Consider the following 19,462-nt stretch of genomic DNA (forward strand, 5'->3'; position numbering starts at 1 on the left):
AAAATGAAACCAGGTGAAGTTATTACAGGACCTACTCCGATCACGCTCAATGCGGGCGTTGACTCCATTGTGCTCAGGGTTGCCAATTCAGGTGATCGGCCCATCCAGATCGGCTCGCATTACCATTTTGCCGAAGCAAACCCATTCCTCATGTTTGATCGCGATGCCGCCTATGGCATGCGTTTGGATATTGCGCCCGGCACCGCGGTTCGGTTCGAACCCGGCCAAGAGCGAGATGTGCAGTTAATCCCGATCTCCGGAAACCGCAAAGCATTCGGCTTTAATCAAAAAGTCATGGGAGACCTCTAGATGGCGCGCGATATTGCACGGAATACTTATGCCGATATGTTTGGTCCGACGACAGGCGACAAAGTTCGGCTGGCGGATACAGAGCTGTTTATTGAAGTCGAGCGGGACCTGACAACCTATGGCGAGGAAGTCAAATTCGGCGGTGGCAAAGTTATTCGCGACGGCATGGGTCAGTCTCAAGTGACAAATGCCGATGGGGCGATGGATACGGTGGTCACCAATGCGCTGATTGTCGATGTTACTGGTATTTACAAAGCCGATGTCGGGCTCAAGGCGGGCCGCATTGCAAAGATCGGCAAAGCGGGAAACCCCGATACCCAGCCAAACGTAGATGTCATCATCGGCCCCGGCACAGAGATTATTGCGGCCGAAGGTAAAATCCTCACATCGGGCGGTTTTGACAGCCACATTCATTATATTTGCCCTCAGCAAATTGACGATGCGCTGCATTCCGGCGTCACAACCATGCTTGGCGGCGGCACCGGACCCGCGCATGGCACGTTGGCCACCACCTGCACGCCGGGGCCTTGGCATATTGGTCGCATGCTGCAATCAGCAGACAGTTTACCGATGAACCTTGCCTTTGCCGGAAAAGGCAATGCGGCGCTGCCACAGGCATTGGAAGAGCAAGTGCTTGGCGGTGCCTGTGCCCTGAAGTTGCATGAGGATTGGGGAACCACGCCTGCAGCGATTGATTGCTGCTTGTCGGTTGCCGATGCATTTTATGTGCAGGTGATGATCCATACTGACACTTTGAATGAAAGCGGGTTTGTCGAACATACGGTTGGTGCGCTCAAAGGCAGAACCATTCACGCCTTTCATACGGAAGGCGCTGGTGGTGGTCATGCCCCCGACATCATCAAAATTTGCGGCGAGCAAAATGTGTTGCCAAGCTCCACCAATCCGACCCGACCATTTACCGTGAACACACTTGAAGAACATCTCGACATGTTGATGGTTTGCCACCATTTGGATAAGGGCATTCCAGAGGATGTTGCCTTTGCTGAAAGTCGAATCCGAAGGGAAACCATTGCCGCAGAGGACATTTTGCATGATCTGGGCGCCTTCTCCATTATCGCATCTGACAGTCAGGCCATGGGCCGTGTCGGTGAGGTTTTGATCCGCACCTGGCAAACTGCCCATAAAATGAAGGTGCAGCGCGGTCCGTTGAAGGACGAAACGGGTGACAATGATAATGTTCGCGTCAAACGCTATATCGCCAAATACACGATAAACCCTGCGATCGCCCATGGAATTTCGAAAGAAATCGGGTCAATCGAACAAGGCAAGCGGGCCGATCTGGTGTTGTGGGACCCGGCCTTTTTCGGAGTGAAACCTGAGATGGTTGTGATGGGCGGCAGCATCGTGGTTGCCCAGATGGGGGACCCAAACGCCTCTATTCCCACGCCGCAGCCCGTTTATTCGCGCCCAATGTTTGGCGCGCTGGGCGGAGCCGTTCAACACACCTCGGTGTCCTTTGTATCCGCTGCGGCATTTGAAGCGGATATTGGCAATACGCTCGGATTGCAAAAGGAAACAATAGCCGTGGAGAACACACGGAATATAGGCAAATCGGATCTGGTGATGAACGATTATTGCCCTGAAATAGAAGTCAATCCGGAAACATATGAAGTGCGCGCTGACGGCGAACTTCTCACCTGCGAACCGGCCGAAGAGTTGCCGATGGCCCAAAGGTATTTCTTGTTCTGATGTTACGCGCTTTAAAAATTGACCGCCGCCAGGCGGATCCCATCGATACGGTAACCCTTTCATTTGATGATCGTTTTCGTCGCCGGATCAAGCTGTGTGGTGATGCTGGAACCGAGTTCCTGCTGGATCTTGAGAAAACGACTGAGCTTCACGAGGGCGATGATCTGATTTTAGAGGACAACTCGCATATCCGTGTACGGGCAGCACATGAGCCGCTCGTAAAGATCCAAGGTTCCGACGCACATCACTTGCTGCGCTTAACATGGCATATCGGGAACAGGCACTTGCCCTGTGAAATCCATGAGGATCATCTTGTGATACGTGCTGATCACGTGATTGAACACATGCTGACGCATCTCAATGCCACTTTGGAAAAATTCGAGGGGCCCTTCACGCCTGAGGGTGGCGCATATGGTCAAGGCAGGACGCATTCGCATGAGCATTGACCTACACCGACTTGTCGCCTGGTTTTCCCCTTCGTTCCCGATTGGCGCATTCAGCTATAGTCATGGGTTGGAGAACGCAATTGAGAATGGCGAGGTGACCAATGGTGGCGAGCTTGCAAGTTGGTTAGAGGCCATTCTGATAAATGGCAGCGGCAGAAACGATGCCATTTTGATTGCGCAAAGCTATCGCGCTGACGACGATGAACAAAATGCGTTATCAGAACTTAGTTTGGCAATCTGCGCGGGCCATGAACGGCAGTTCGAAAGCGTGCAACAGGGGCAAGCTTTTGCGAAAACAGCTGGAGAGATATCGGGATATTCGTTTACGCCAGGCCCGCTACCAATTGTCGTTGGGGAAGTTGCCGCAAAATATGAGATTGGTCTGCGCGAAGTGATCGCACTCTATCTACACAGCTTTGTTTCAAACCTCGTTTCGACGGCAATAAGATTGATGCCAATCGGCCAAACCGAAGGCCAAAAGATTCTACATGCTTTGTTCGAGCCCATTGAAATTGTTTCAGAGAACGCCCTGAACGCCTGCTTGGACGACCTTGGCGGTTCATGCTTTCTCGCCGATATCTCGTCCATGGCCCACGAAACACAACAACCAAGGATTTTCCGAACATGACCGGACCTCTACGCGTCGGCATTGGCGGCCCCGTCGGCGCAGGCAAGACCACACTGACCGAACGGCTCTGCCAGGCAATGGCTGACAAAGTGTCGATGGCGGTTGTCACAAACGACATATACACCACAGAGGATGCAGAACACCTCATGCGCAAGCAGGTCCTGCCACTCGATCGCATCAAGGGTGTTGAAACAGGGGGGTGCCCGCATACCGCTATTCGCGAGGATGCGTCGATTAATCTTGCGGCCATCGATGATCTGGTCGCGACCCACCCTGATCTCGAGCTTGTCCTTATCGAAAGCGGAGGCGACAATCTCGCCGCGACGTTCAGCCCGGAGCTCGCAGATATTACAATCTACATGATCGATGTGGCGATGGGCGAAGAAATTCCGCGAAAAAGGGGGCTAGGCCTCACCCGATCAGATATTCTGATCATCAACAAATCATCGCTCGCCCCATATGTCGATGTGTCGCTCGACATTATGGAACGCGACACCGAAGAAGTCAGAAACGGTAAACCTTATGTGTTCGCTGATCTTAAATCTGGCAATGGTGTAGCGGAAATTGTCGAAATCTTGTCAGAACTTGGCGGCTTGGCGCGTTCTTGAACTCGTACTTTTCGAACTGGCTAGCACATGTTTCATGTTTGGCAATTCGAAATTGGATGGGCCGCATCTTTTTTCGCACAGTCCAACAGTGAGGCTTGACGCTCATCTTACGCGGCACTGGGCATAATTCACCCTAACTCCATCACATGGGTGGTGGTGCTAGAAATATGAAGCGCCTTATCAAGAAGAATGGCAGAGAGAGAGACTGTATTTTATGGTGTAAACATCAATCAAAATCGATCTGAATCCATCCGTCTTATCTCTTTATATTCAATAACTTATTGATTTCATCTATCAAAATCTGTCAAAATAAAAATCAGTAAATCAAACCCACACTGGCGGGCTAGATGGTGGGCTGAAATGATATTGACAGATACCAAACTAAAGAAGATTTCACCGAAATTTAAGCCGGTCGCGGACGTTTATGTTCAGGGCTTATATTTTTATCCTTCTGCTACAAAGGTTGGCAATGGGAAGTGGCTTTTTCGATATACCTCCCCGCTCACTCGTAAACGTCGCGAAATGGGGTTTGGGTGCAGAGCGTTTTGTTTAACGGCATTCCGCCCCATATCTGACTTTCAACGTAATTGAATTCAGAGCACTACAATCAACAAATCCAGACATTCAAATTCTTGACAATTCAAGTGTCATTTTGGGCCCGCAATTCGTGCCAAGCTACCTCTGCCACTACCAACCAGATGGGAAATAGTATGGCTTGCATGTTAGCTTTGAGGTGGGGCTGGTCGAAGGATCACCCCCACCTCTGAGGGTTTTAACCGCCGTGTAGTTGCTGCAAAATACTGACGAAATTAAGGGAAACGCTGAAATGTACGACCAGTCCAATCCCAATGATCAGAAGGGCAAAAATGCCCACTAGTTTTAGTCGAGATAATGGTGTTCTTTTTGACATGGTTTTCCTATTGGCGGTTGAGGGAGGAATTTACGCTTTCGCGAATAGCTGAGAAGGCTGGTGGGCTGGACGCAAGTACTACGCCCACGAGTGAGCCGAGAGCCCATATCAGTAAAGTTGCAAAATCGAACGAGAATGGCAGCGCCATCCCAAATGTCATTTCGCCGATCAAAGAGGAGAGAAATTGAGATACTGGAATTGATACAAGTACCCCTGCTATGAGTGCAAACGACCAGAGGACTATACCCTCAGACAAGATACTTGTGAGAATTTGTCCCCGTCTGGCACCAATTGCCCTAAGAATGCCAAATTCACTGCGCCGCTCAACCACGGAAATACCTTGTGTCGTCATAAGTCCCAACGCCCCAACGGCGGCCATCATTAAACCCAACGAAGTTAGAGTTACGGTGAGAATACGGATGTGACCGGATACCGCTTTGACCATCTGATTTTCAGAGACGACATTGGCAACGCCAACGCCCCATGCCTGTGTCAACGTGTCGATGGTGGATACTGTCATTTTGGTCGAAAACTCAGGCGATGCCTTGTATACTAGCGAGTTCACGCCAGAAAATCCTTGAAGGCTTTTTAGCTCCGCAGCTGAAATATATGCATTCGCGGGGCTCATATATTGGCGTATTACTGCTGTTAGAGGCAGACGGATTGCTGCCCCATCGACAGACAAATTCAATACTTTGCCAATCGCTGGATTGCCTAGCATGGCGAGGGCAGATTGGTTTAAGATAATGCCATTTGATAATCCACCAATAGTCGACCCTTGAAGAACTTTGTGGTGTTGAATGTTTTTTGTGCTCGGCAGAGCTATTAATGACAGTGACCCGTGACCTCCGTCTGGATATGTCCGAACAAGTGTGAGACCGTCTTCCCGAATGGTAGCTGCTTCGAGTACAAGTGCCGCATCCAAAGGAACCATGTTGGGCAATGCTGCCGAAACAGCGGCCGCCTGAGGTGCCGAAATTGGGTCGGTGAGAATAAGCTGGATATCCTGCAGACGCTCCTCGGCTGCAATGTTTGTCGATAGCGTATAGCCAGCTGCCACATTTCTCGCAGAAAGGGTAATTGCTCCCGCGAGCGTCAGCAAACTGATCGCTAAGGCACTACGCCAAGGATTCCTCAAAAGTCCTGCTGTAGCGAGCCTGCGTGTGCCGCTGCCAAGTAAAATTGTGATCGTTTGCTTCTGTTTTACACTGCTGGAAATCTGGTCTGATAGCGCACTTATTACAGAAAGACCTGTCGCACGCAGCAGCGGGCGGATTGCAAAAACGATAGGCGTGCCGATTGAAGTAACAATCCAAAAAGTGATAAGACCGACGGATGGAGTTGTCGTCGTTATATCAAAATTCAATAATGATGAAACCGATTGGGCCAATCCGTTCCCCAAAACTAATCCAATTGGAACAGCAATCAAAAACGCAGCCAAACCCAAGATTGCCACTCCAGAGAAATACATATTTTGGATCTGCTTTTGCCTCGCGCCGATAGTCTTCATGATGGCGATTTGGCGCACCTGTTGAACCATTAATCCCTCGATAGTGACGGAGACAAGGAATGCGGAAAGCAAAAAGGCGGTCGCTCCAAAAACCATGAACAAGCTGAGAACGGCGTTCATTTGATTAGCGTGGGGATGGGTTTGTGCATATGGAACTTGCACAAGGTGAACGTCTACTTGCTCCTGTCCGAGTGTTGATGCGATCTTCGCCATTTTTTGGTCAACGTTTTCTTGGTCACCAAGATCACCACTTACGCGGATCTTGATTAGTTCCAGCGGAGCACTTGTCAGTTTGGCCCAAGTTGATCGATCTATGTATCCATAAACTGCTTGCTCTTGTTCGGCTGGTGCGAGAGCTGGATCAAAAACAGTTCCCGCAACTGTAAATTGAGTGAAGCCGACACCCGGTAAATCAAAACTGACTTCTCCGCCGATCTGCACATCTGCGACATTTAACGCGCGTCGTTCCAAATACATCTGAGCATTACCATTTGACGCACCCTGTTCTTCAAGACGAAGCTTACCAATTTCGTGAGTGAGGGGATTTGAAGAAACGAATAGAATTCCACGCCCAAAGCTACCATCCTCCAGCCTCACACGAGTGTGCAAAATGTTGGCAGCTTCAGCCTCGCTAACTTCAGGCAAAGCACGCACGCGTTCTAAAAGTTCGTCGTCTACAAATCCTATATCTAGAATACCGGAAGCGGGATTTGTTGTGGTGTATGCTGAGGTTATGTCGCGTGTCAAAATTGTGCTTGATGAGCTCAATGCCACCACGCAGATCAGTCCGAAAACCATTGCCATTACTGCAAGTGCGAGACGACCGCCAATTGCCTGAAAATCGCGACCAAGTTTTAACAGCGGTGCCGGAACTCTCATGTGACGTCCTCCGACACAATCTGTACGCCGTCTGCGAGTTCAAATGTACGAGAGTAGTAGTCGGTCAGTGCGAGATCATGTGTAACCATGACGACTGACTTGTTGCGTAAGCATAGCACCGCAAAAAGGTCCATAACTGACTTTGCGGTGGTTGTATCAAGATTGCCAGTTGGTTCATCAGCAAAGATAATATTTGGATCATTTGCAAGCGCGCGTGCGATCGCAGCCCGCTGCTGCTGCCCACCCGAAAGCTCGCTTGGCAACTTGTCGGATTGATGTAAAATCTCTAGGTCATCAAGCAGGGATTTAGCTCGGGTTAGCCGTTCTGCTTTTGGTATGATGTTGCAAAGATCCATCGGCATTAGGATATTTTCCAACACTGACAGTGAAGGTAAGAGCTGGAAGGATTGGAAGACAATTCCTACGTTCTTTCCGCGCCAGCGCGCCAGTTCTTCTTCACTCAATTTGGTAATGTCTGTGATGGAGTCTGACCTGGAAATAATTTCTCCGCTGGTGCTTACATCAAGCCCGGCAAGCAAATTGATCAGCGTGGACTTCCCACTTCCCGAACGCCCTATAATGGCAATAAACTCACCAGGACTTATGTCAATCGAGATATCTCTTAAAGCAGCGCACGTTGTTCCGCCCGTATTGTAGATTTTTGAAATACGTTTCGCGGAAAGGATTGGTGCAGTCGAACTGGTTGGGAGCATCAAAATTCCTCTTTATGGACAAGTGTCTATTATTGTTACAATGTTCATATGCAACCAACGTTATGGCTTTCAATGCCAATTGGGCGGTGTGGGGAATCAATTGCTGGACGGCTGGAATGGTATCTGTCCGATAGGAGACACTTGAATGGACAAACGTAGTCAAAGAACCCGGGATGCTTTGTTGGAAGCCATGGTTGTGCTGATGCAAGAAAAACCATGGGAAGCCATAACAATACGCGAAATTTGTGAGGAAGCGGATATTGCACGTTCCACATTCTACATACATTTCGCCGGCAAAAGTGAGCTGCAGGAATATGGATTACGTTTTTTGGAGTTGGAGTTACGCGCTATGCCAACGTCTCGGTCCTTGGACGAAGATGGCAAGCTGGGGCACTTGCCATGTATTCTGCAAATCATGATGGCACCCCAACACCAATTCCTGTTCAAGGATGCTCAGAGCTCGCCCGCTGCATCGTTAGCTCGCTCTAAAATGAGTGCCGTCGCGTTTGATCTGATTGAGAATGAAATTCGGTCGTCACGGTATTTTGGCCAGAATTCGGAATTGTCTATCCATTTTATTGCGGCAGGCGTTCAAATGGCTGTGCACCAATGGCACCAGCAAAGCGTTGAAAGTGGACTGGGTCTTATGCTTGAAGAATTGGACGGGATAATCTCAAGAACGCTACAGGATACTCGTCTCCTCACTTCTTGAACAAGATTGAGTGGCACGGGCATTGCTGTGTTTCGTCGTTATGATGCAGCGAGTTTGATTTCCAAAAAAGCGCGGGCGTCCGAGCAATCGTGCATATTCCAAAGGATTTAAGGATTATGTCATTGAGGTTGTGCGGCAAAACTATGCGGAATTTGGCCCCACTCTTGCGCTTGAGAAGCTCTATGAGCATCATGACGTTTCTGTATCCAAAGAGACCTTGCGCAAATTGATGTTCGCTGCCGGTTTGTGGACCTCACGCTAGGAGTGCAAGGGCCGGATTTATCAACCGCGCAATCGGCGTGAGTGTTTTGGAGAACTCATTCAAATTGATGGCTCACATCATTGGTGGTTTGAGGATCGTGGCTCAAAGTGCGCCTGCTCGTCTTTATTGATGATGCCACCAGCAAAATTGTACATTTGCGGTTCTGTAAGACCGAGAACACTTTTGACTGTTTCCATAGTGATACTAGCGGATCGACTGAACGATTGGCCTCCGGATTCTTTTCAGAACGTTGGCGCGCCGCCGCAATCTGCAATTATCCCTGCTAAATCATGTAGGCCTTGTCCCGCCAGCATCATCGACCATTTGCAAAGCCAAATAATGAGCAATTCCAATAAAGAGCGCAGTTATTTCAATCCAGTTGCGTTCACATAGATTGCGTAAATGGATGTGGTTGCGCACACAAAAAGCCTGTTTTTCTTCGGGCCGATAAAGCAGAGATTGGCGACAACTTCAGGGATCAATATCTTGCCCAGCAATGTGCCGTCTGGTGCAATGCAGTGGATCCCATCCCCGGCTGAGGTCCAAATGCGGCCCTTCGCATCCACTCTGAACCCGTCATAATGTCCGTCATTTGTTGTTGAAATCACGCGTCCGGTGCCCAAGCTGTTTGTGCCCTCGTCCACTGTATACGAACAGATTTTTGGGACGCAGTTGGGATCATGTGTAATGCCGGAGTCTACAACATAAAGCTCGCGCTCATCCGGTGAGAACGCCAGGCCGTTTGGCTGCACCAAATCTTTGATTACACAGGTAACTGATCCGTCTGGATCAATTCGATAAACATTGCTGGCACCAATTTCTGAAGGGGCCGCATCGCCCTCATATTCGGTATCGATGCCATAGGTCGGATCAGAGAACCACACAGAATTGTCGCTTTTGACAATCACATCATTGGGGGAATTGAACCTTTTACCCTCAAAGGTGCGCGCCAAAGTGGTCGTGGTGCCATCATGCTCAATTCTACTGATACACCTGCCCTGATGTTCGCACGAAATCAAACGCCCGTCATTGTCCACCGTATGCCCGTTTTGATAACCGGCGGGGCGTTCAAATTCAGATATTGAACCACTTGTTTCGTCCCACCGCAGGGTCCGGTTGTTTGGAATGTCAGACCAAATCACATATTTCCCGGCCGGAAACCAGGCAGGTCCCTCGCACCAGCGACCACCAGTCCAAAGCCTTTCAAGCTGACTGTTTGCCAGGACCAGCTTTTGAAATTCTGGTTCAATGATCTGATAGAGATCGGACATCCGCTTTCCCTTTATCTAACTCGTTACTTTTTGTCCGCGACCGTAAACCAACAGCATGGTGATGATCACCGTACCGTAGATTACCTGTCGACCTGCTTCCGGCATCTGCATTATAGACAACACCGAATTCAACAGCACAAGCAGCACAACGCCAATTAACGTACCGATATATTTGCCTTTTCCCCCAAGAATGTGCGTTCCTCCAAGAACAACGGCTGCAATTGACGGCAAAAGAAAAGCGTTACCCATGCCTTGATAGGCCTTTGCCGAATAGCCAGCCAAAAGCACCCCGGCCAACGCCGCACAAACACCAGAAACAACAAATGCTCCCAAAATCACGCGCCTGGTTTTGATGCCCGACAAATAGGCTGCGGCTTCATTGTTGCCTGTTGCGTAAATGGATTTACCAAACGTGGTTTTCTTCAGCAAAAAGACAATCACAAGCGAGACAAAAGCCCACACAAAGACCGACATTGGCACGCCCATAAACTTACCAGAGGCCAGAAATCGCATAAAGGGCGTTGCCGTATCCGCCGGGGCATAACCACCGGTGTGAGCAACCATCAAACCGCGCATGGCGCTATCGAGTCCCAAGGTAAAGATCATTGAGGGCACGCGCAGATATCCAACGCCAATCCCGTTGACCAATCCAATGCAAACGCCCACGGCTAAGCCAGTCGGCAACGCCAGTTCGCCGCCCACGGTTGTGGCCATCATGGCGGCGGCGGTCATCGTCCAGGGGATCGACAAATCAATGTGACCATGAAGGATAACCAGCATCAATCCAGCCGCGGCAATGCCGAGAAAGGCTCCGGATTGAAGCTGCTGCAGCAGGTAATTGACGGTTAAAAGCGGCATGGTGCCCTGGGTCGCAAGGGTATATCCTGTGCCGATCAGCAAAATGACCAGAATGAAGCCTGAGGCGATCAGGATCGGCTTGTCCTCAGAGCTAATATTAATTGTTGGAAAGTTCATGATCCACCTATCTGAAAAGCCGTAGTCGATTTTTTGTTCGAAGCGTGCGCAACGCGCCAAGACTGACCGCAACAAGAAGGACCACACCCTCAATCAGCGGCTGCAAGAGCGGATCAATCGACATAATTCTGAAATAGAACGACAGCATGCGCAGCAATAGTGCGCCCACAAGAGAACCAATGGCGCCGCCGACGCCACCAAACAGTGAGGTCCCACCCAAAACCACCGCGGCAATCGAATTTAGCGTGTAAGAGCCAGCCTGGGTCATGTCTGCATTGCCGGAAGAAGTCTGAATGGCAAGGTATAAGCCACCACAGGCCGCAAAAAACCCAGCCATTGTGAAAGCGGTAAGCTTGGCCCGTTCAATCGGCAAGCCCGACATAAAGGCGGCACTTTCTGAAGAGCCAACCGCATAAATTGTGCGCCCGGTAACCGTCTTCTTAAAAGGAAGCCAAATGCCGAAACCGACGATAATTATGATGAGCAAGGGAACCGGAATCCAGGCAAAAGGTGAAAACCACGCCGCATCGGCATCCCACCAGCCATAGGTATAAACGAGTTCATATAGATCGTTGGTGAGCGCCCAGCCTAAATCACCATCCACATCACCGCCCGGCTGTGGCCGGATAAACAACGCCAGACCAATCGCGATGGAGCCGGTGGCCAAGGTCGCAATAATGGGCTGTATCCGCCCGTATACGACAATCATGCCGTTCAAAAAGCCAAAAGCTGTGCCGGTGAGCAGTGTAATGATCGCCCCAATCAGAATTTGAATAGGCGATCCAGACATCAACGCAGAGGCAACACAATTGGCCAAGGTCATCACAGCGCCGACGGACAGGTCCAATCCGCCAAGCAATATGGGAAAGGTCTGGGCAATCGCTACAAAGACAATCACCACACTTTCATTGGTGTTTTGAATCAATACGGCCGAAGAAAAACCACCGGGGTGAAGAATATTGTACAGCAGCCAGAGCAACAAAAGGCCCACAGTTGCCACAGTGAAGCCCATGTTTTGACCTATGGCCAATTTCAGGCTTTTCTTATAATCATTCATTGCATTGCTCCAGGCTTCTGATGGGCAGGCGTGTCACCAATATTGAGCGCGGCGCTCACTATTGACGTTTCTGAGATCTCGTCGCCTTTCAACTCAACGGTAATTTTGCCGTCATACATCACGGCGACTCTGTCGCAGCAGCCAATCAGCTCGTCATAGTCGGTAGAATAAAGAAGGATCGATTTGCCCTCATCCGCCAACGCGCGGATCAGTTTATAAATCTCCTGCTTGGTCCCCACATCAATCCCACGTGTCGGGTCGTTGAGAAGAACAATGTCTGGATTGGTGCAAAGCCATTTTGCGATCACAACTTTTTGCTGGTTGCCACCAGAAAGTGTCGAAACGGCGTGGTGGGGCGAACCAACTTTTATCTCAAGTTGTTTGATTCCGTTTGCGACCGCCTCCTTCTCCTTACTTGGAGAAACCACTGGGCCGTCTGAGATTTTGTCCAAGCTGGCGATCATGAGATTGTCAGCAATCGACATTGGCAACATAAGGCCTTCAGTTTTCCGGTCCTCCGGCACCAGTGCAAAATTGGTCGGCGACGCTTTTGCTTCAGCGGGAGAACCGGTGTGTACGATTTGGTCATCCACCCTCACTTCACCTTCAACGCTCCGAAGAACACCAAATAGCGCCAACAAAAGCTCTTTTTGACCCTGGCCATCCAAACCGCCCAGGCCAACGATTTCGCCGCGACCAAGTGTAAGGTCGACCCCTTTGAGCTGCCGCTCCCATTTCAAGTCGCGAATGCTAAGCCGCGTTTCATAATCCTTTGGCGGGGGTTTGGCCGGAAACTGCGCATCGACAGTTCTGCCAATCATTAGTTTTACAATTTCGTCGTCTGATTTTGCGCCTTTAGCGAAAGTCTCAATATGTTTGCCGTTTCTAAACACCGAAAGCGTGTCGCAAAGCCGTTCAACTTCATGCATTTTGTGGGAGATGAACAGGCAGCAAACGCCTTCATCCTTCAACTCGCCGAGCAAACCATAAATGGTATCAACGTCCTGGCTGCTCAAGGCCGATGTTGCTTCATCAAGGATCAGCACCTTGGGTTTTTTACTCAGCGCTTTCGCAATCTCGACCATCTGACGGCGCGAAAGCGACAAGTCTTTGACCAATGCGCGTGGGTCAATATCGCCACATTTAATGCGTGCAAGTAACACTCGTGCCTGCTCGCGTTGCGTTTTTTTGTCAATCAGACCCCATTTTTTGGGGGGAGAATCCAAGAAAATATTGTCCGCCACACTTAAATCGGGAACCAGTGAGAGTTCTTGAAATATACATACAACACCGTCTTTTGCGGCTTGGGTTGGCGATTGAAAGTTTACCAGCCCTCCCTCAACAAACAGTTCGCCAGCGGTTGGGTCCAAAACGCCAGACATGATCTTGATCAGCGTGGACTTGCCAGCGCCGTTTTCCCCAAGGATCGCGTGGATTGAGCCTGTAAAACAACTAAAGTCGACGTCCTGCAATGCCTGGGTCGCCCCGAAACTTTTCGAGATACCGGCCATGCGCAATATAGGTTCAGATTGAGGCATATTGTGCTCCGTTAGAAATGGCGCCCCGCCAGAGGCAGGGCGCCGCATACTCAGCTACCTACTAGGAGTTGTCTTCGGTCTGGGCCATAATTGATGGACCAGATATGTACACATCGCATGGAGGGAACGCGTTGACAGTGAAGAAGTTGTCCGGAAGGTCGCTCCAATAGTTCGTGCCGTCTTTCAACTCGTCATAAGTTGCAACCGGCAATGGCACTGAGATCAGTTGAGGCATAACATTGCCTTCAAGTGCCGAAATAGCAGCTTTCATTGAGATCGCCACCAAACCGGGTGACTGACCAATGGAAATGCCTTTCAATCCATCGGTTGCATACTTGGCCAAAGCCTTGCGATAGCCATTTTCGGCTTCACCCGACATTGGAACCATTGGGTGACCGGTATCCAGCAAAGCTTGAACCACGCCGTTGGTGCCACCTTGGGCGAGCACACCATCAAATTCACCATGAACAGCAATGGCATCCGAAACCACTTTTTTGGCGGTGCCATCATCCCAATTGCCAACAACTGAGATCACTTCCCATTCACCACCGGACTCATCAAGCACCTGGTGAATACCCCGAGAACGGTCACGATCAACGGAATTGCCTGCAAGGCCACGAACTTCAAGAAGCTTGCCCGATGTTTTGCCTTGCGAACTCAGTACGGCCAAAACGTGTTCGGCATACATTCTGCCCATTTCGATTTGGTCTTCGTTCACCTGCATGACTTTGTCTGTATCAAGCACATTGTCGAACGGCACCAGGACCACATCATTGCGGTCAGCCAATCTGATCACGCGGTCAAAACCATCAGGGGACACCGCAATTGTAACAATAGCGTCATAACCTTGGTTGATGAAATCCTCGATCGCGCCCAGCTGCACTGCTGCATCGGTGCCTGTTGAGACAACCTTGAACTCGGAAATCTTGTCTTTGATAGCTGGATCTTCTGCAAAAGCCTTTGCAGTTTTCACCATTTGGATGCGCCAGCCATTTCCAACAAAGCCGTTGACGACGGCAATTTTAAACGGCCCTTCGCGCTCTTCCCACTGGAAGTATTTTGTGTCCTCAGCCCATGGTGAGAAGCAAGCCGGGTTTACACCTGGCCCACTGACAACCTCCGGCCCGGCCCAAGCAAGTGAGCAGCTCATGGCCACCCCAGCTAGCGATAATGCTATTAAACGTTTCATTCTATTTCCTCCCTTTGCGGAACCTCCGCATTTCAGTTTCGCCTGTGTGGCGCCTCTTTGAAGCAATCGCCCCAAAAGCTCAGTTGCCTGGACCGCCATAATTGTCCGGTGATTGGCCCGCACGCTGTGCGCCGGTCATTTGCCAAGCATATGCTTTTGTCCACGCGCTCATGCCTGGCCGCTCAAGTCGGTCGGCAGCAGAGCGTTTGGTAAATTCTGGTAACAAACCGGCCGCAAAAAGCGCCGGATCGACATGGTGCCCACCGAAGTTGCGCCAAAATTGGTCGAGGCGGGGTAAGGCCCGCCATGCACCATGGCATCACAAACCTCTACGCCTGTGGGGTAGCCGTTGGCGAGCAAGCGCCCCGCCTTGCGCTCGAGAATGGGCAGCAAGGAATGCGCCAGCTCAAGATCATCATCCTCAAGGTGCAATGTGCAGGTCAGTTGGCCCTGCAAAGCGCGCGCAATGGTTTTCATTTCGTCAGCATCCGCCGCTTTCACAACCAGCCCAAGCGGCCCGAACACTTCCTCGCCCAAGGCTTCACTGGCGAGCCACGCGGCACCAGACGTAACAAAGAGTTGTGGCGTCACCTCACGCGACTGGCAGGACGCTTGGACTGCCGTTTCAACATTGGGTATGGCAGCTATGCGATCGCGACCCGAACGATAGGCCGACGCGATCCCGTCCGTCAGCATTGGTTGGGCAGCAACATCTTCGAGCGCCATGGCTGTGGCGGCGATATAGTCATCGGCACCTGGTCCATCAATAATGACGGATATGCCTGGGTTGGTGCAGAACTGCCCCGCCCCCATTATGAGAGAGCCGGCCCATCCCTCGCCGATTTGCGCGGCGCGTTGCTGAAGTGCAGTCGGTAGCAAAAACATGGGATTGACCGACCCCAGCTCGCCAAAAAAGGGAATGGGTTCCGGACGCGCCGCACACAGATTGAACAGGGCCCGCCCCCCGGCAAGACTGCCGGTGAAGCCAACCGCTTTGATCAGCGGGTGCGTGACCAACGCGGTGCCAACATCGCGTTTTCCGCCCTGGATAAGTGAAAGCGTGCCGGGGTGCACCCCGGTTGATTTTACGGCTGCATCAATCGCCTGCGCCACCAATTCGCCGGTTCCCGGATGGGCCGAATGGCCCTTCACAACAACAGGACACCCTGCGGCCAGGGCTGCGGCTGTGTCGCCACCCGCCACAGAGAATGCCAGTGGAAAATTGGAGGCGCCAAACACCGCAACGGGGCCGATCGGGCGCTGTTGCAGGCGCAATTCGGGTCGTGGCAAAGGGGTTCTGTCCGGCAAGGCCGCATCAAACCGCCGATCAAGATAATCACCTTTCAAAATGCAGTCGGCAAACAATCTGAGCTGCCCGGTGGTGCGTCCCCGCTCATTATTCAAACGGGCTTCGGGCAATCCTGTTTCTTCGGTCCCGATTTGCGTGATCTCTTTCGCCAAGTTGTCAATTTCGTCGGCAATCGCGTTCAGAAACGCCGCGCGTTGGGAACGGTGTGAATAACCATAGGACCAAAACGCCTCCTCGGCGGCGTGGCAGGCCACTTCCACAAGCTCTGGCGAGCCCATGGCAAATGTGTGCGCCTGGCCAAACACGGGCGCTGAACTGAATTCTTGTTCGCCACCGACCCAATTTCCGGCAATGAGGTGTTTTCCAATAAGCATTATTCGTCCATTTCGCAGTTAGATAAGGTTGCGGGCACTCAGATTCCGCATCAGATGCGAAATGCCAAAGGTCCATTCGGGGCATTCAGTTGAAAGCCGGACAATGTTGGTGAGCGCGCCAAGTTTTTCTGTTGAGATCGTGACCTTGTCGCCAATTTTGTGGGTAAAGCCCTGCCCTGGCTCATCGCGATCTTCGGTTGGGGCAAACAGCGTACCAAGAAACAGCATAAACCCGTCTGGATATTGGTGGTGGCGACTGATGACCTGCGAAACCAGTTCTTCCGGATCTCGGCTGATTTCCTTCATTGAGCTGTGGCCGCGCAACACAAAATCGTCCTCTCCTTCAACCAGGAGATCGACTTCTGCGTTTCGCACATCGTCCAAAGAAAAGGTGTCGTCGAACAGGCGGATAAAGGGACCGATTGCGCAGGAGGCGTTGTTGTCTTTTGCTTTGGACAGCAAAAGGGCCGAGCGCCCCTCCACATCGCGCAGATTGACATCATTGCCTAATGTTGCACCTTGAATGCGTCCGTCCGAGGCGACCGCCAAGACGATTTCGGGCTCCGGATTGTTCCAGCTGGACATGGGGTGAATGCCAACATCAGCCCCTGCTCCAACGGATGAAAGCGTTTGCGCTTTTGAGAAAACCTCGGCGTCAGGTCCGATGCCCACCTCAAGATATTGGCTCCAAAGCCCTTCTTGTTGGAGCGCCTTTTTGACCTTTTCCGCTTCGGGCGATCCGGCCTTGATGGTCTTTAAGCTATCGCCAATGGCCGCACCTACTTTGGCTCGAACCGCGTTCGCCCGCTGCGCATCGCCTGCGGCTTGCTCCTCAATGACACGCTCAACCATTGAACTGGCAAAGGTCACCCCACAAGCTTTGATCGCTTGTAAATCACAAGGCGCCAGCAGCCGGTTTGGCGCACGCTCGCCAATAGCAGCGAAAACCTCGACGGGGCCAAGGTCTTTTCCAGGTGCGGATTTCACATATTGGGCGGCGTCGGGGCGTTCCAGAATGTCGCGCACTGTCGGCGCCTCAGCACAGGTAATGTCAAAAAGGTGCCAGTCACGGATGGTGACAATGCAGGGCCCTTCGTCCTGCGCACTCCATATGCGCCCTAAATAGATGCCTTCATGGTCTAATTTGTACATTTTTCAGCCATTCTCAGTTTAATTCCTGCCGGTTCGTTCAAGCCATCAGTGGTTGTTGCGCGGGAGGGAATTGCGCCCAACGGCCCTAAACTTGTCCGCCTTTTTAAGGATCATTCCATCGTCAAATTGGGTGACATTTTCCCGAAAGATTTTTTGCCAGGGTGTTTGACTGTCGGGCACTGAAAACCCGCCATTTTCGAGCAATGCGGCGTAGCGACTTTCTATTTCTTTTTCATCGAGCAAGACATTCACTGTGCGATTATTGAGGTCGATCCTGATCGGGTCACCAGTTCGCAAAATGCCTAGGCCGCCGCCTGCCGCCGCTTCCGGCGCCGCATTCAAAATGGAGGGGGAGCCTGAAGTTCCGGACTGTCGTCCGTCCCCAATGCACGGAAGCGCGGTCACGCCTTTTTTGAGCAGGTAAGATGGCGGACGCATATTCACCACTTCGGCGCCGCCCGGATATCCCAATGGCCCGGTTCCGCGCATCACAAGGATGCTGGCTGCGGAGGCGTTGAGACTCGGGTCATCAATACGCGCGTGAAAATCTTCCGGGCCATCGAAAACAAGCGCGGTACCCTCAAACACACCTGGCTCGTCCGGGTTGTTGAAATAGGTCTCTCTAAATTCATAAGAGATCACGCTGGTTTTCATGATCGCGCTGTCGAAAAGATTGCCTTTGAGATTTAGGAAACCTGCCTTTGCTTTGAGCGGGTTGGAAACGTCGCGGATAACGTCCTTATTCTGGCTCTTGGCGTTTGCATAGTTTTCTCTAAACGTTTTCCCATTGCAGGTGATGGCATCAGGATTAGGCACCAGATTGGCCGCCAACATCGTGCTCGCCACCGCTGGCACACCGCCTGCTCTAAAAAAGTCTTCAGAAAGATATGTGCCTGCTGGCTGAAGGTTGACCAGCAAGGGAACGTCATAGCCAATGTTCTGCCAATCATCGTTTGTGATTTCATGGCCAACATGGCGGGCAATGGCATTCAGGTGGATGGGGGCATTAGTCGAGCCGCCCAAAGCTGAACACATCGCAATCGCGTTGTTAAAGGCAGAGCGGGTCATGATGTCCGAAGGCTTCATGTCTTCCCAAACCATCTCCACAATCCGTTGTCCAGTTTGGTAAGATATCTGGCCGCGTTCACGACACGGCGCGGGAATCGCTGCCGAACCTGGCAATTGCATCCCAAGGATTTCGGCAAGCGAATTCATGGTGCTGGCGGTGCCCATCGTGTTGCAATAGCCAACTGAAGGCACAGACGCAGCAGCCATATCCAAGAACTGTTGTTCGTCGATTTCACCCGCCGCCAGCTTTTTGCGCGCGTCCCAAATAATAGTGCCGGAGCCAACCCGTTCACCATCAAGCCACCCATTGAGCATGGGACCAACTGACAACGCGATTGCAGGAATGTCGACCGTTGCAGCGGCCATCAACAAGGCGGGTGTGGTCTTGTCACAGCCGATATTGAGCACCACCGCATCAATCGGATAACCGTGAAGCGCTTCCACTAAACCAAGATAGCTCAGATTTCTATCCAGCATCGCCGTCGGCCGCTTGCCTGTCTCCTGAATCGGATGGACAGGAATTTCCATTGGCGTCCCACCCGCGCTGATAATACCGTCGCGCACCCGCTTGGTGAGTTCCAAATGATGTCTGTTGCAGGGGCTCAAATCGCTGCCGGTTTGTGCAATGCCGATAATGGGCTTTTCAGAGCGGAGCTCTTCCCACGTCAAACCGTAATTGATGTATTTTTCCAAATAGAGCGCTGTCATCTCCGGATCGTCCGGATTGTCGAACCATTGTCTTGAACGCAGCTGGCTTGAATCTATTTTTTTGTCTGACACTTCTGAACTCACGCTTTCAATCAAATTCCAACACAAATTTATTCAGGTATCGATACCGGTAT

16 protein-coding genes and 1 pseudogene are annotated in these 19,462 nt (G+C 51.3%); 7 read left to right on the top strand and 10 right to left on the bottom strand.

Translation table 11 applies throughout. From position 1 onward, the window contains the following. The first annotated feature begins 3 nt into the window (after positions 1–3). From G549_RS0105035 to ureG, 5 genes are read left to right on the top strand one after another with little or no spacing between them, the layout of a single operon-like run. Positions 4–309 carry an urease subunit beta gene (locus tag G549_RS0105035; protein ID WP_027834111.1) on the top strand — a complete coding sequence of 102 codons (306 nt, stop codon included), beginning with the start codon at positions 4–6 and terminating at the stop codon, positions 307–309. Next, the gene (gene ureC / locus G549_RS0105040) at positions 310–2,019 is read left to right on the top strand and encodes an urease subunit alpha (protein ID WP_027834112.1); all 1,710 of its coding nucleotides are present in this window, start codon (positions 310–312) and stop codon (positions 2,017–2,019) included. Further along, positions 2,019–2,465 (top strand): urease accessory protein UreE, encoded by a 447-nt coding sequence (locus G549_RS0105045; RefSeq protein ID WP_027834113.1) that lies wholly within the window; start codon positions 2,019–2,021, stop codon positions 2,463–2,465. Before ureC ends, G549_RS0105045 begins: the two co-directional genes overlap by 1 nt. After that, complete coding sequence (locus G549_RS0105050; RefSeq protein ID WP_027834114.1) at positions 2,455–3,093, top strand: urease accessory protein UreF; 639 nt, start codon at positions 2,455–2,457, stop codon at positions 3,091–3,093. The genes G549_RS0105045 and G549_RS0105050 overlap by 11 nt, the downstream gene beginning before the upstream one ends. Then, positions 3,090–3,701 (top strand): urease accessory protein UreG, encoded by a 612-nt coding sequence (gene ureG / locus G549_RS0105055; protein ID WP_027834115.1) that lies wholly within the window; start codon positions 3,090–3,092, stop codon positions 3,699–3,701. Before G549_RS0105050 ends, ureG begins: the two co-directional genes overlap by 4 nt. Positions 3,702–4,618: 917 nt before the next feature. On the opposite strand, the gene G549_RS0105065 is transcribed toward ureG, so the two are convergent. Beyond that, entirely contained in the window at positions 4,619–7,000 is a 2,382-nt protein-coding gene (locus G549_RS0105065; RefSeq protein ID WP_027834116.1) for an ABC transporter permease, read from the bottom strand. Beyond that, positions 6,997–7,713 carry an ABC transporter ATP-binding protein gene (locus G549_RS0105070; protein WP_036221008.1) on the bottom strand — a complete coding sequence of 239 codons (717 nt, stop codon included), beginning with the start codon at positions 7,711–7,713 and terminating at the stop codon, positions 6,997–6,999. Before G549_RS0105070 ends, G549_RS0105065 begins: the two co-directional genes overlap by 4 nt. 145 nt (positions 7,714–7,858) lie before the next feature. Between G549_RS0105070 and G549_RS21200 the strand changes: the two genes are divergently transcribed. Together G549_RS21200 and G549_RS22035 are read left to right on the top strand one after the other, a co-directional pair. Beyond that, positions 7,859–8,425 (top strand): TetR/AcrR family transcriptional regulator, encoded by a 567-nt coding sequence (locus G549_RS21200; RefSeq protein WP_027834118.1) that lies wholly within the window; start codon positions 7,859–7,861, stop codon positions 8,423–8,425. A gap of 64 nt (positions 8,426–8,489) precedes the next feature. Continuing rightward, positions 8,490–8,887, top strand: a pseudogene (locus G549_RS22035) (transposase family protein); the annotation flags it as partial. Positions 8,888–9,052: 165 nt separating this feature from the next. Here G549_RS22035 and G549_RS0105085 read toward each other — a convergent pair. From G549_RS0105085 to G549_RS0105125, 8 genes are all read right to left on the bottom strand, one after another. Next, positions 9,053–9,958 carry an SMP-30/gluconolactonase/LRE family protein gene (locus tag G549_RS0105085; protein WP_027834119.1) on the bottom strand — a complete coding sequence of 302 codons (906 nt, stop codon included), beginning with the start codon at positions 9,956–9,958 and terminating at the stop codon, positions 9,053–9,055. Positions 9,959–9,973: 15 nt separating this feature from the next. Further along, positions 9,974–10,933 (bottom strand): ABC transporter permease, encoded by a 960-nt coding sequence (locus tag G549_RS0105090; protein ID WP_027834120.1) that lies wholly within the window; start codon positions 10,931–10,933, stop codon positions 9,974–9,976. A 7-nt stretch (positions 10,934–10,940) separates the two neighbouring features. Beyond that, positions 10,941–11,990: an ABC transporter permease gene (locus G549_RS0105095; RefSeq protein WP_051213391.1), complete on the bottom strand. Its 1,050-nt coding sequence runs from the start codon at positions 11,988–11,990 to the stop codon at positions 10,941–10,943. Next, on the bottom strand, positions 11,987–13,528 hold the full coding sequence (locus tag G549_RS0105100; protein WP_027834122.1) for a sugar ABC transporter ATP-binding protein: 1,542 nt from the start codon (positions 13,526–13,528) through the stop codon (positions 11,987–11,989). Before G549_RS0105100 ends, G549_RS0105095 begins: the two co-directional genes overlap by 4 nt. A 61-nt stretch (positions 13,529–13,589) precedes the next feature. After that, the gene (locus tag G549_RS0105105; protein ID WP_027834123.1) at positions 13,590–14,717 is read right to left on the bottom strand and encodes a sugar ABC transporter substrate-binding protein; all 1,128 of its coding nucleotides are present in this window, start codon (positions 14,715–14,717) and stop codon (positions 13,590–13,592) included. A 168-nt stretch (positions 14,718–14,885) separates the two neighbouring features. Continuing rightward, complete coding sequence (locus G549_RS0105115) at positions 14,886–16,400, bottom strand: aldehyde dehydrogenase (NADP(+)) (RefSeq protein ID WP_027834124.1); 1,515 nt, start codon at positions 16,398–16,400, stop codon at positions 14,886–14,888. An 18-nt stretch (positions 16,401–16,418) separates the two neighbouring features. Next, positions 16,419–17,552 carry a fumarylacetoacetate hydrolase family protein gene (locus G549_RS0105120; RefSeq protein ID WP_027834125.1) on the bottom strand — a complete coding sequence of 378 codons (1,134 nt, stop codon included), beginning with the start codon at positions 17,550–17,552 and terminating at the stop codon, positions 16,419–16,421. Between the two features lie 45 nt (positions 17,553–17,597). Beyond that, complete coding sequence (locus G549_RS0105125) at positions 17,598–19,400, bottom strand: IlvD/Edd family dehydratase (protein WP_027834126.1); 1,803 nt, start codon at positions 19,398–19,400, stop codon at positions 17,598–17,600. Positions 19,401–19,462 lie beyond the last annotated feature (62 nt).

The organism is Maritalea myrionectae DSM 19524, assembly GCF_000423365.1.
Classification (GTDB): Bacteria; Pseudomonadota; Alphaproteobacteria; order Rhizobiales; family Devosiaceae; genus Maritalea; species Maritalea myrionectae.